Annotated in this window: 11 protein-coding genes; 1 reads left to right on the top strand and 10 read right to left on the bottom strand. The window is 41.2% G+C overall.

All coding sequences use genetic code 11. The annotated features are described in order from the left end of the window. Positions 1-326: 326 nt before the first annotated feature. The 7 genes from BM095_RS10350 to BM095_RS10380 form a co-directional block, all read right to left on the bottom strand. Positions 327-785, bottom strand: a complete 459-nt coding sequence (locus BM095_RS10350; RefSeq protein ID WP_091661280.1) for a hypothetical protein — start codon at positions 783-785, stop codon at positions 327-329. 349 nt (positions 786-1,134) lie between these two features. Continuing rightward, on the bottom strand, positions 1,135-1,947 hold the full coding sequence (locus BM095_RS10355) for a glycerophosphodiester phosphodiesterase family protein (protein WP_091661283.1): 813 nt from the start codon (positions 1,945-1,947) through the stop codon (positions 1,135-1,137). Between the two features lie 132 nt (positions 1,948-2,079). Beyond that, positions 2,080-2,283: a CLC_0170 family protein gene (locus BM095_RS10360; RefSeq protein ID WP_091661286.1), complete on the bottom strand. Its 204-nt coding sequence runs from the start codon at positions 2,281-2,283 to the stop codon at positions 2,080-2,082. An 18-nt stretch (positions 2,284-2,301) separates the two neighbouring features. After that, on the bottom strand, positions 2,302-3,531 hold the full coding sequence (locus BM095_RS10365; protein ID WP_177194786.1) for a Ger(x)C family spore germination protein: 1,230 nt from the start codon (positions 3,529-3,531) through the stop codon (positions 2,302-2,304). Continuing rightward, a complete protein-coding gene (locus BM095_RS10370; protein ID WP_091661291.1) occupies positions 3,524-4,639 on the bottom strand; it encodes a GerAB/ArcD/ProY family transporter in 1,116 nt (371 codons plus the stop codon). Before BM095_RS10370 ends, BM095_RS10365 begins: the two co-directional genes overlap by 8 nt. 33 nt (positions 4,640-4,672) lie before the next feature. After that, the gene (locus BM095_RS10375; RefSeq protein ID WP_091661293.1) at positions 4,673-6,247 is read right to left on the bottom strand and encodes a spore germination protein; all 1,575 of its coding nucleotides are present in this window, start codon (positions 6,245-6,247) and stop codon (positions 4,673-4,675) included. A gap of 453 nt (positions 6,248-6,700) precedes the next feature. Next, positions 6,701-7,576 carry a patatin-like phospholipase family protein gene (locus tag BM095_RS10380; protein WP_091661296.1) on the bottom strand — a complete coding sequence of 292 codons (876 nt, stop codon included), beginning with the start codon at positions 7,574-7,576 and terminating at the stop codon, positions 6,701-6,703. A 272-nt stretch (positions 7,577-7,848) separates the two neighbouring features. On the opposite strand from BM095_RS10380, the gene BM095_RS10385 reads away from it, so the two are divergent. Beyond that, positions 7,849-10,176, top strand: a complete 2,328-nt coding sequence (locus BM095_RS10385) for a molybdopterin-dependent oxidoreductase (RefSeq protein WP_218151627.1) — start codon at positions 7,849-7,851, stop codon at positions 10,174-10,176. A 245-nt stretch (positions 10,177-10,421) separates the two neighbouring features. On the opposite strand, the gene BM095_RS10390 is transcribed toward BM095_RS10385, so the two are convergent. The 3 genes from BM095_RS10390 to BM095_RS10400 all read right to left on the bottom strand — a co-directional run bounded on the left by BM095_RS10390 (position 10,422) and on the right by BM095_RS10400 (position 12,238). Then, on the bottom strand, positions 10,422-11,336 hold the full coding sequence (locus BM095_RS10390; protein WP_091661300.1) for a DMT family transporter: 915 nt from the start codon (positions 11,334-11,336) through the stop codon (positions 10,422-10,424). A 74-nt stretch (positions 11,337-11,410) separates the two neighbouring features. Further along, positions 11,411-11,731, bottom strand: coding sequence for a DUF3870 domain-containing protein (locus BM095_RS10395; RefSeq protein ID WP_091661303.1), 321 nt, complete (start codon positions 11,729-11,731; stop codon positions 11,411-11,413). A 225-nt stretch (positions 11,732-11,956) separates the two neighbouring features. Then, the gene (locus BM095_RS10400; RefSeq protein ID WP_091661306.1) at positions 11,957-12,238 is read right to left on the bottom strand and encodes a GNAT family N-acetyltransferase; all 282 of its coding nucleotides are present in this window, start codon (positions 12,236-12,238) and stop codon (positions 11,957-11,959) included. Between the last annotated feature and the right edge of the window lie 50 nt (positions 12,239-12,288).

Below are 12,288 nucleotides of genomic sequence, written 5' to 3' on the forward strand. Positions count from 1 at the left end.
AAACACGTCCTAATTTCTTTATATAATAGGATAACTAAAAGTCATTTTTCTTATGTTAATGAACAAGTCTGTTTGAACACGTGAAACCATTGTTATGATAGGATTTTCATTTGTTCACTTAGAGTGTACTTCAAACGAACAAATGACGTAAAAACCTTCAACTAGTCTTCTAGTCGAAGGATTCCTTTAAAAAATCGTCATATTTTTAACTAGTGCCACCATTTAATACTTTATCAATGTTACTTTTTAAATGTTCATAATTCGTTGCCTCGCATGATTTTTGTATCGTTGATAATGAAATGGATGTACGTTCAAAAAAGTGTTGATTAAGAAAGAAAATCAGTCGATACTACGTAAAATTCCCAGCGAGAGACATCCAAGACATCATAATTCGTTTTATCTTGGTCCCGGTATACGCAAAATACATAACAATCCGAGTTCCGTTTAGAATCCTGGCTCATTTCACCTGTCTTATAATCCCAAGACTTTGCTTTTGGAATGTTGAAGATAATTTTGGAAAGTTGCTTTTGTTTCCATGCCTGGATATAAGCTCCTGATTTCACTTCTATCCGTTTACCATGATATTCGAAGTCCGCTTTATCCCATTCAATTCTAGGTGTATCCGTTAATCCTAAAGCATTACCAACTAAAAATTCAGCAAGGATTCCTCTGTTTCGGTTACTTAACAAGTCTGAATAGGCCCAGCGCCAATAATCAGACACGGTGGCATTTGTTCCCTTTATTTTTGCTTCTCCAGAAACTTTGATAGGCACGTATTCACTCATTTTATTAATCACCTAATTTTCTATACCCTTATGTGGAGTAATATTATTCCACATTTTGCATCATCACTAGGAACAAATCATACGTATTCTGAGCTCCCTATTAAGCGAATATAACTATGAAAGAAAAAATACACCTTTTGCTTTATCCATTAACGGACGGAGACTTGAAATAATTGGATGTTTGCAATTTTTTTGCTTCCTGTTTTATAGAAAGATTAACAAGTAGCCCTAATATCATAGAACATAAAAAGATAAGAGTTTGGTAAAATACCGAACCCTTACCTACAATCTGTTTCATATCGTGTCGCCATTCCTTTATGAAAAAAACGGCCATGTTGTACTAGGATCATTAAGGAATAATAACGTCTGTTTCCATCAATCGTGGATGTATTTTCTTTGCTTTCCCATATGTCTCAGCGGAGTTTACTTGATAGACGTGCAATTTCAACTTCGCTTTTTTTATCTTTTTTGCTGTTTCTTTATCAATATTATGGATCGATGTTGTATAAAGAGCGTTCTCATATTTCTTTAATTCTTTCATATCTTCCTCTACATTTTCTAATGCATTTCCTAGAAAAGTGAGCGTTGCTTCTGGATACCAGGAGTGGAATTGATCTCGGACTTCCCTGTCACTTAGGACAAAGAACGAATGATTTAATACTCCCGCTTCCTCCGCTTCTTCCATTATTCCATCCACAAATTCCTTGTCTCCCCAGTTCCCTTTTGATCCATCAAAATTAACACCGAGCTTGTATTTCTGTGCTTCCTCTAACGCTTCCATCAAAGTTGGTACTTTATGTTCTGTCACGTTTCCTTCTTTATCAACAATGGAAGGCCTTTGAATTTCCTCTAAAGTTAAGTCTTGGACTGAACCCGAACCGGTAGTGGTCCGGTCAATCGTTTCATCATGCATGAGAACATAGTGACCATCTTTCGTCTTTCTTACATCAATTTCCACGAAACCATAGCCTAGTTTACCAGCTTGGGTGATGGCTTCCAATGTGTTTTCCGGAGCAGCTACTTGAGCACCACGATGAGCACTAATTTCCATTTTGTTACTCTTTAGCCAATTATCATGCGGTGCAGCCGTAGCAATAGGTCCTAAGAGATTCATTGCGACAAAAGCGAACAGCATAAAAAACAAGAAATTTCGATTCTTCATTATTGCCACATCCTTCCTCTTATTCTCATCTCAAGTATAAAAGGAAAGTGTAAACTGAGAGTGAATGCTGTATAAAGCTTGTCTAAACTTTGAATTGATAAGGTTCTTAGACTTGAACATGGAGACGCCCGCTTACCACCAAAAATAATTTTGATAAACCCAATTTCCAACATAAAGAACAACACCAACAAGAATATTCCCCCATCCCAGTACTCTTGCAAATGCCACTTCTTTTTTCATGTTATTTTTTCTGTAGGTTCTTCTATCGAAAAACAGAACAAGCCCACCAGTAATAAGTAAAAGGGTCACAAAATAGGTAAAGCTCGTCCCAACCATAACATAACCCCCTCCCTATTATTGTTCCTTCATACCTATTTGAGTAATACGGGTTTGAACCTCCACTTGCACATCCAGTTGCGAGGTATAAATGGAACGCCATTGTTCTTGGGTCTTCACTTTCTTTTCCCAATATGTTGGCTGCTTTGCACGTATATATTCTCCAAACCCAAAAATGTCGGATCCTTCTTTTTGCATGTCTTGAATAAATTGTTCATAGGCGTCCTTGACCTCTTCGGAATATCGGTCTTCAATTTTTCGAATGATTTCTGGGCTGTCTAATGAATAAGTTGGACTCTCGTTTTCCTCTATTCGAACATCATACCGAATTTTTATCCGAATCTCTGGTTTCTCTTCGTTTTTTATTGCTGTTTTTATGTTTGAGCGTCTTTTGGTAGCTCGAACTAATACTTTGTCTTCTGTACCAGGCATATTAGTCATCAACCCATAACCACCTTGTTCTTCCCCTAAAATAGTCATTAGAGGTCCAATTTTAATTGGTTCGATGGTGCCCTTCATTTTATCGCCGGTAAAATATCCAACTCCTTCCACACGAACATTGTGTTTTTCACCTATCGTTAAGTAAGGAAGAAAACCATCCTGTCCTAGGTTAGAAAGAGCTATCCAGAAAATACCGATCGAATCATAGGGTAATTTACCAGCCCCCACGGCATCTTCCACCATACTAGAGAGGTATAAGGCTGGTATCGGCTCCAGTTCCGGTGCTATCTCCATATATTTCTTTGCGTTTTCTTTCGATACAGCCATCCAAGCCGTTCTTCTGACTTGTGGTTGTCGCCTCAAATAATCATTAAATTTCTGCACCCCTTCGCTTGCAACCTTTTCACTAAAGACAATGATTCGTAAATGGCCGAAAAAAAGGGGATCAGCCACCTCCTGCTGCAAATTTAAGATGGCGTCATCTAGTGAATGTCCAACCACAGAAAGGACCCACACTGATTCCTGGGCTCCTCCTTCTCCTCCCCCGGCAAGGGCATTAAGAGGAACGCGTCCTGGTACTGCAATCTGGGCAGTTAAGCGAATATATTGTTCATTCGACGACTCCCCCTCTTCCTTTAAATGCGAGATTTGATTTTCCTCTTTCTTAGCCTCTGCAGGGTCTACTTTATCAATAGCGATCCCTAAAACACTTGCTCTTTTTTCTACATCTAGACTGTCCCAGCAACCTGAAAGAAGAGGTACAAATACAAAAAGTGAAAAAAAGAAATAAATCCGTGGATTAATCACTTTTCTTCCCACTTCCTTTCAGAGGCAGGCCACGGAGTTTCATTACAATCACTAAAAGAAGGGGAAAACCCATTAAAAACATTACTCCCATCCAGTTAACGATTTTTGCCATCTCCCCTTTATATAGCTGCACCACATTTTCTGGTATCATCGCGACACCAAAAATAAGGGGAAAAAGAAAAAATGAAAACATACGATGATCTTGTGTGCGGAACAGTTGTCGTAATACATTCACGATGATCATGTAATAGGAAAAAATAGTAGTAAATACAGCAATAACCCAGGTGATTAAAAACACGATACCCAGTCGTTCCAAAAAATTGCCTGGTACCTCCACTGACCTTGCATGTTCCAAAGCCGGCCACATCATCGTTTTCAGTTCTTCTGGTCCAGCAATGGCAAGTGCGCTAATGACAGTGATGACATAGACTCCCCCAGCCAGAGCTGTCCCCCAAAAGGACGCTTTCATAACAAGCCCGGGTTGTTTCATGAATGGAATAATGATAGTCAGGACAAAAACTCCCTGAAACATAGGTGCCATCGACGTAATTCCCGTGAACCATTCGTTTACTTCTACCCGAAACAACGGTTGCAAGTAAAGATAGTTATATTTTGGAATGGACAAGGCCGCAATAATTATACCTGGAATAAAAATAAAGGGAGCATAGAAAAGGTGTATGTAAGCAAACGTATTTAAGCTATCTCGAGTGAAATAGGCAGCTAAGAAAAGAATAACAAGTGCTGAAACTTCAATAGGAGTTTCAAATAAAACCGCTGTGTTTAATACTTCGCTAAATTCTCTTAATAGCAGGCCGGCTGCAAAAATGAATACGATAATCGCAATAAATATATATGCCCGCCCCAACCATTTCCCAATAATTCTTTCGCTATATTGGACAATTGATTGTGTAGGAAAGCTCATTCCTAGTTTCGTAATTCCCCACACACTAATGAAAACAAAAAGAACCCCTATAATCGTTACAATAGGAGCTCCCGTTCCAGCAGCTTCCACCATAAAGCGAGGCATATTCAAAATGCCAATACCGAGCACAGAATTGATAAGAATGGCTGCAGCTTCCACAGCCGTTATTTCTCGAGAATTGGACATGTTTCTTTTCCTCCTATGGGTAATTAGGTGTGACTATTCATCCTTCGAGCCGACACGGTCCCTATCTAGAGGGTGAAGAAAAGCTGGCCTTTTTGTCATCCATTGAAAAGGACTTCGAATAACCACGTCTTTCATTCCCTGTGCGTTCCCAGGTGCCACTGGGCTCATATATGGAACACCAAAAGACCGTAAAGACAACATGTGATTAAATATGAAAAGTATTCCTATGACGACCCCGTAAAGTCCAAACCTTCCCGCTAATATAATTAATGGAAAACGTAAAATACGAAAGGCAAAAGAAGCACTGTAAACAGGAGTGGCAAAAGAACTAATTGTCGTTAAAGCAATTACCACAATAGTGATCGGACTTGAAAAACCTGCTTCTACGGCTGCCTGCCCTATAATTAACACTCCAACAATGGATAACGCACTGCCAATTTGTGTTGGTAAGCGTATGGTTGCTTCTCGCAATACTTCCATGGCCCCTTCCAGAAGGAGGACCTCGATAACAGCTGGGAATGGGACCCCTGCTCGTCCCCCGGCCACAGCAACCGCAAATTGAGTCGGAAATAGTTCAGGATTAAAAGATATTAACGAAACGTACAAAGATGGAACAACAATAGAAAACACAAGAGCAAGTACACGAATAACCCGTGTAAAACTTCCTAATAAAAACCGGCTCGTGTAGTCTTCCATGGTTTGATAAAACTGATTAAAGACAACAGGAACTAATAAAGCAAACGGCGATCCATCCACCAAAATGGCTACTCTTCCTTCCATTAGGTTGCCAATTGTACTATCCGGCCGCTCAGCTAAATACGTTTGCGGGAAAGGGGAAAATGAATTATCTTCAATAAACTGTTCTATTGTACCAACGTCAAGGGTTGCATCAATATCAATTTGGCTTAACCTTTGTTCCACTTCTTGCACAATTTTTTGATTCGTAACCCCTTTTACATAACATATAGCTACCGTTGTTTTTGTCAGCTTTCCAAGCTTCGTTGTTTTTATACAAAAAGCACGATTAGGAAGCCGGTATCGAAGCAAACCCATATTCGTCTCTATCTGCTCAATAAACCCTTCACGAGGTCCTATAATGACTTGTTCCGTTTCCGGGGCGGTTACTGATCTTTTCGCAATGTTGCGGGTATCAATACGAAAAGCTTGTCTTTTTCCCTCAATTACAACTACTGTTTCACCAATCAATATGGCATCAACCAAGGCTGCAGTACTTGATTCAAGTGACACTTCACTATGGTAAAGCGATTCATTCGCTATTATTGGAATGATATCTGTTTGGAGGATTTCATCAAAAGAAAGATCATCGGGCAAGATCATGAGTGGTTTCATTATTTGCTGATGAATTTCAGCCTGATCTACTAAACTTGACATAAAAAACACAGCAGCACGATATTCTCCAAAAATAGTTAGCTCTCTAGTCACGAAATCAGCATTTTCCCCTAACAATTGGAAAATCAGTTCTATCATTTCATCAAGATTCTCAACAACTTCTTTTTCACCAAACGGAGGGGCAGACGTGCTGGACGCCTTGTCCGCTCCTTGTTTACTATTCAGCTTTCTATTCTTTTTCGCTTTGCGGAACAACATTGATAATCTCCTCAACATAGGATTCTAATGTAAGTATGTGCAATCCTAGTGAACTGCCTTCTTCATTAGGGATCATTCAAAATGTTCGAGGGCATCACTATCACTGTTAAAATACTAAGAGGCTGGGACAAAACTAGAATAGTCAACTCTAAAGACGAACGATCACATGTTGGAGGAGTCACCCGTTTCATAAACGCAGTGTATCAGCGTAGTCAAAATACGTAGACTCCAGCGGGAACAGCACGAGCTGAAGATCCCGCAGGAAAGGCGTTTTCGCTTTCCGAGGAAGCTGAAGCCGTGCCCGCGGAAAGCGAAGTATTTTGACAAAGCGACAACATAAGTTGTTCGGATTTATCTTTCATTTAAATACTTTTGTTCCAACCTCTCCGCTAAAATATCTCCATGTATTTTTCTTCTTATCTCTTCAAAAGACGCTTCATTCAATAAAAAAAGCTATAAGGCTTTGGTTTGATCATCTCCCCCCAAAAAGAGATGCAGTTGTTCTCTGTACGTTTCTGCTTCTTGGTAACCTTGTTGGTACAGTTGATACAATTTCTCTTTTTTTCGTTCCGTTCTCCTAACTTGTAAAGGTTCCTCTGGTTGAATCAACAATACGTCTCCCCGCTTCTCCATTTCTTTTACCAGTTCCATCGTTTGATTGTACTTGTTATGTCGATTTTTTAATGCTTGGCGAAAGTCATATTTGTCTTTAAAAGCATGTTTAAATAACCAGTTTAACTTGGTTGCTTTTTTAACATAACCTTCATTTCTCGTTAAAATGATAACGTGCTTTTTATAGCCTTGTATGGTAGCAGGTGTGATAGGAATAGGATCCGCAATTCCGCCATCCATCAATTCCTTCTCTTGATATCTCACACTACTAGCTAACATCGGCAATGAACTGGAGGCACGCATGACCGTGAGTAAATCTTTTTTCGTGGGGTAGGTATCATAATAAACGGCCTCCCCGGTATGAATATCCGTGGTACTCACCACAAAGGTCGTGTTTGATTGAGAAAATGTATCAAAATCAAAAGGAAGGAGTTCATTAGGAATCGTGTGAAAGATAAAGTCCATCCCAAATAATTCTCTCTGACGAAGCATGCGTAGATATGAAATACTATTGGTGCTATTCACCAATGTTTTCAGTATCTCTTGATTTCTTCCGCGTTGTTTCGCCACGTAAGAACTCCCAATAATAGAGCTTGATGATGCGGTTACCACAAGAGGGAATTCAACTCCTTCGTCATGGAAAAAATCAAGCACCCCTGCAGTGTATGCCCCTCTCATCCCTCCACCTTCCAGTATGAGGCTAACCTTCTCTGCCATTTCTTACACTTCCCCCATTTGAAATTACAAGGTTTTTCCTTTTTATTACCATTATACTACTTTGGCGTAAGAGAGTAAGGAACTCCGCTCACCGATAACATGTTGCAGCTTATTCTCTGCTTAATTCCAGCACGCTTTGATGGTGATAAACTTGCACATTGGTATATAATATAAATTTTTTAACTTTTCTAAATGTTAAAATTATAGGTAATGCCTTATCTATATTCAAAATGAGTAGAAACGTTTTTATCTTTACAAGGAGTGGATCTATCATGCCTATTACAAGAAAATCCCTTGTGGGGACTCACTGGGGCAATTATGAAATTACGACCCAAGATGGAGTCGTAGAAAATGTTCAACCTTCCCAACAAGATTCCAATCCTTCACCTATCGGGAATGTCTTGTACGATATATCGAATTCTGATTACCGGATTGCCCAACCGATGATACGATCCAGTTATTTGCGAGGGGATCCGAACCATCGGATGCGCCGGGGAAAAGAATCATTCGTTCCTGTCAGTTGGGACGAGGCCCTTGACCTGGCAGCTTCCGCTTTGAAAAAAACAAAGGATAAAGCAGGAAATTCGGGGATCTACGCTGGGTCCTATGGGTGGGGGAGTGCTGGCCGTTTTCATCATGCCCAAAGTCAACTTCACCGATTTTTCAATATGATTGGAGGATATACCGGATCCGTTAACTCCTATTCAGCCGCCGCCGCTGAAGTCATCATTCCCCATGTACTTGGAATTGATGCCTTTACGGCAGGAAAGCAATTAAACCTTGATGACGTAGCAGCGGACTGTGATTACCTAGTTGCGTTTGGAGGCATGAGCGGATACAATAATCAAAACATGCCAGGCGGTGTGGGCGATCACCGTGATAAAAATCTAGTAGATAAACTGGTGGAAAGGGGAACGGAAGTCATTTCGATTAGCCCGTGGGCTTCCGACACCCCTTCCTTTCTAGCAACGGAATGGATAACTCCGCGTCCATGTACTGATACAGCTATTATGTTAGGGATTGCCTATGAACTCGAAGTAAATGGAAGGGTAGACACTGAATTCATAAACAGTCATACGGTTGGTTACGATGAATTTCAATCTTATTTGTTAGGAAAAACGGATGGAATTCCAAAAGATGCCTCCTGGGCTGCATCTCTCGCTGGTATTGATCCAACCGATATCCAAAGCCTTGCTTCTAGACTTGCGGCAGCAAACTGTCCGGCAATCACCGTCAGCCTGTCGTTACAGCGGGCGGAACACGGGGAACAAACGTATTGGATGGCTGTCGTTCTTTCTGCCATGTTGGGCGCCTTCGGAAAACCAGGCGGCGGGGTCGGCTTTATGTGGATGAGTAATGGGACTAATATTTTTAATCAAATCCCTTTTCAATGGGGAAAGCTTCCTCAAGGCCGAAACTCTGTATTACAGCCTATTCCCGTTGCTCGTGTTGCCGATATGTTATTACACCCCGGCGAAACGTATACTTACAACGGTAAAACAAGGACCTATCCTGATATCCATTGTATTTACTGGGCTGGCGGAAACCCGTTTCATCATCATCAAGATTTAAACAGGCTTCGGAGGGCTTGGCGCAAACCAGAAACCGTCATTGTCAATGAATCTGTCTGGACGGCTACCGCTCGCCATGCCGATATCATATTTCCAGCTAATACGTTTATGGAGCGAAATGATATCGTTTGCGGGAAAGACTACTTTATTACTCCCTCCAAAAAAGCGTTAGATCATTATGCTGACTCCCGGAGCGACTACGACATTTTCTCTGGATTAGCGGAACGAATGGGGGTACGAGACGCTTTCACGGAAGGACGCGATGAGATGGAGTGGCTGGAAACAATTTATCAAGAGAGTCGCGCGAACGCGAAAAAAGCAGGAATTGACCTGCCTTCCTTCACTGAGTTTTGGGAGGCCGGAGAACCGATTAACATCGAACCGCAAGTGAAGGAATGGAAGAATATCTTTACTCAGTTCCGCAACCAACCGAATCACCATCCACTGCGAACTCCATCTGGAAAAATTGAAATTTTTTCAAGTACGATCGATTCTTTCGGATATGATGATTGCCGGGGACATCCTCGCTGGTATGATAAGCGTGAATGGCTTGGAGGATCAAGAGCTAAATACTTTCCACTACACATGGTTTCGCATCAACCACGTAACAAGCTCCACAGTCAATTGGATTTTAGTCGCTTTAGTCGTGAAACCAAAACGCACGATCACGAGACTGTCATTTTGCATCCAGCCGATGCCAGGGAACGTGGTATTAAAGACGGTATGATCACACGTATCTTTAACGACCGAGGCTCATGCCTTGCAGGAGCTCACCTATCGGACGATATTATGCCTCGCGTGATCAGCTTACCGACAGGCGCATGGTTCTGTCCAGATGACAAAGAAGGGCCAGAAAGTTTGGAATATCATGGTAACCCTAACGTCTTAACACCAGATATAGGTACTTCATCGCTTGCACAGGGACCAATCGCAAAAAGCTGTCTAGTTGATATAGAACCATTTGAAGGAGAAATCCCAGATGTGAAAGCACAGCTGAAACCAGTAATAAGCCCTGGCACCGATCGATGAACCGACATCAAGCATAGTAGAAAAGCGCAAGGAACCCGCCGAGGAGGCTTAGCGCCAAGAGTAGGGTTGAAGTGACCTCGAGCGATGGTACCTGGCACTAGACGTAGCTAACCCTTCATAAAAGTTATACACAAGCACTAAAAAAACAAAACGCATGGGACAGTACCAATCCCATGCGTTTTCGTATATTCTCTTATGAGGGCTCATTGCTTTCCCGCTGTAAGAAAGTCCCCTGTGTCACCTAGCTATTGAGCCAGTTCCTTTTCTTTCAAGATGGGAACCGCTTTTCGTTTTTTCCTCGTCGTGAGCAAAACACCTGTAATGACCACGAAAGCACCTATCACTTGGACAGGCGTAATTTTCTCTCCAAGGAAAAGGTAAGATCCAATAATAGTAAAAACCGGCAAGAAGTTTAAAAACACAGAAGCCTGGGACGGCCCTACGGCTTCTACTCCTTTATTCCACAAAACGAGAGCAACAACGGATGGGAAAATTCCTAAAAATAATAAACCTAACATATGATCGGACTCAAAAATAGGTGGAAATCCTCCGACAGCCCATTCGATCGATGCGATTGGAAAAAGTGCTATATTGGCAATCACAAACATAACTAATAATCCACCGTAAGCTGGAAATTTTGCCAAATGGTACTTCACGAGAATGGAATATGCCACCCATGTTAAAACAGCGCCGATCATGATCACGTCCCCGACATTAAATGCGAGATCTCGAATGACCTGCCAAGAACCACCTGTAATAACCCAGATGGCTCCTCCGACTGACAAGAAAACTCCGAGCCATTGGATACCTCTTAATTTTTCATTTAAAAAAAGCATACTGAATAATATAGTAACCACAGGGATGGAGGATTCCATGATCGATACATTAATAGGACTTGTAAATTGAAGAGATGCATAAATAAATGTATTAAAAAAAGCAACTCCCGTAAGCGCGAGAGCTACCAGTGGCTTCCATTCCGTCCGGAACGTATGTCGATAACGCCATGCCTGTCTCCATCCGATAGGAAGTAATAGTAATAACGCAATGAAAACACGAAAAAAAGCGACCGTATACGGGGGAATATCATTTACCGCTTTGCCGACAATGATATTACCTGCATACAAAACCGCAGTGATGAGTAAAAAAACATAAGCTTTCATTGTAGTTCCCTCTCCTTCTCAAGTCCCAGTATAACTCTTTTCGTGATAAAGGTTAAGCAGAGGGCGTTTTTAATTTAATCATTCTCCTTTTGAAGCATTTCAAACTGTTTGTACAAATCTTTTAAAGCAGCCGTAATCGCATTTTTTGCTTTTCCAGAATAATTATTTTCAATCGCTTTCACTGGTCCCTCTATTCCATCTCGTAAACTATAGCCTCGTAACGTTTGGTTAATAAATTCACGGCCGTGCTCGGTCGCTAACGTGCAAGAGCATTCCAAAATCACCCCGTAACGCCGGTCTAATTCAGCGGTGACAGTCAATGTTTGAAACATACTCTGAGCAGCCATTCCTCCAGGGAGACGGGCATGTCCCGCAATAAAAATTACATTATTCATAGTAAATTACTCCTTCCCGTTTTCTCCACAAGCCTTATTATATCACACCATAGCAAGTGTCATTTCTTACAGAAAACAAGGATGAACAAGTTCAGGATAAGCGAGCCCTGCTGTAGAAGATCTACCGCCAGCACCCAAACATTTGCCTGGCTTGATTGGAATAAAACGGAAAAGGAGAAAAGACGAGAGAATGGTTCGATCTAACCGGACCGATAAGTCGGCTCGTTAATCAGCAACTCTTAACACGTCATGATAATCTTCATTCTTCTCTAGTTGTCTCTCGGCGTAACTACATTGTGGAATAATTTTTTTATTCTCTGCCCTGGCTTTATCCACTACTTCCTTCACTAGTTTTTTCCCAAGACCTTGACCACCGTATTGTTCGGATACCCTCGTGTGCTCAATAATGATATTGCTGTTATGATCCGTTGAAAACGTAATTTCCGCTGCTTTCTCCCCATTCTCTTCTATATAAAATTCACCGTTTCCTTTCACTATTTCAGTCATTCGTAATCCTCTCCTTTTTGCTGCGTCTGTTCACTTATTCCCCACTTCTC

Origin of the sequence: Alteribacillus iranensis, assembly GCF_900113025.1 — a bacterium.
Lineage (GTDB): Bacteria > Bacillota > Bacilli > Bacillales > Marinococcaceae > Alteribacillus_A > Alteribacillus_A iranensis.

What these genes read in the sequence shown, in the direction of transcription:
- BM095_RS10350 (WP_091661280.1), bottom strand. Translation starts at nt 785, where the DNA reads ATGAGTGAATACGTGCCTATCAAAGTTTCTGGAGAAGCAAAAATAAAG.
- BM095_RS10370 (WP_091661291.1), bottom strand. Translation starts at nt 4,639, where the DNA reads ATGTCCAATTCTCGAGAAATAACGGCTGTGGAAGCTGCAGCCATTCTT.
- BM095_RS10385 (WP_218151627.1), top strand. Translation starts at nt 7,849, where the DNA reads ATGCCTATTACAAGAAAATCCCTTGTGGGGACTCACTGGGGCAATTAT.
- BM095_RS10375 (WP_091661293.1), bottom strand. Translation starts at nt 6,247, where the DNA reads ATGTTGTTCCGCAAAGCGAAAAAGAATAGAAAGCTGAATAGTAAACAA.
- BM095_RS10380 (WP_091661296.1), bottom strand. Translation starts at nt 7,576, where the DNA reads ATGGCAGAGAAGGTTAGCCTCATACTGGAAGGTGGAGGGATGAGAGGG.
- BM095_RS10390 (WP_091661300.1), bottom strand. Translation starts at nt 11,336, where the DNA reads ATGAAAGCTTATGTTTTTTTACTCATCACTGCGGTTTTGTATGCAGGT.
- BM095_RS10400 (WP_091661306.1), bottom strand. Translation starts at nt 12,238, where the DNA reads ATGACTGAAATAGTGAAAGGAAACGGTGAATTTTATATAGAAGAGAAT.
- BM095_RS10355 (WP_091661283.1), bottom strand. Translation starts at nt 1,947, where the DNA reads ATGAAGAATCGAAATTTCTTGTTTTTTATGCTGTTCGCTTTTGTCGCA.
- BM095_RS10360 (WP_091661286.1), bottom strand. Translation starts at nt 2,283, where the DNA reads ATGGTTGGGACGAGCTTTACCTATTTTGTGACCCTTTTACTTATTACT.
- BM095_RS10395 (WP_091661303.1), bottom strand. Translation starts at nt 11,731, where the DNA reads ATGAATAATGTAATTTTTATTGCGGGACATGCCCGTCTCCCTGGAGGA.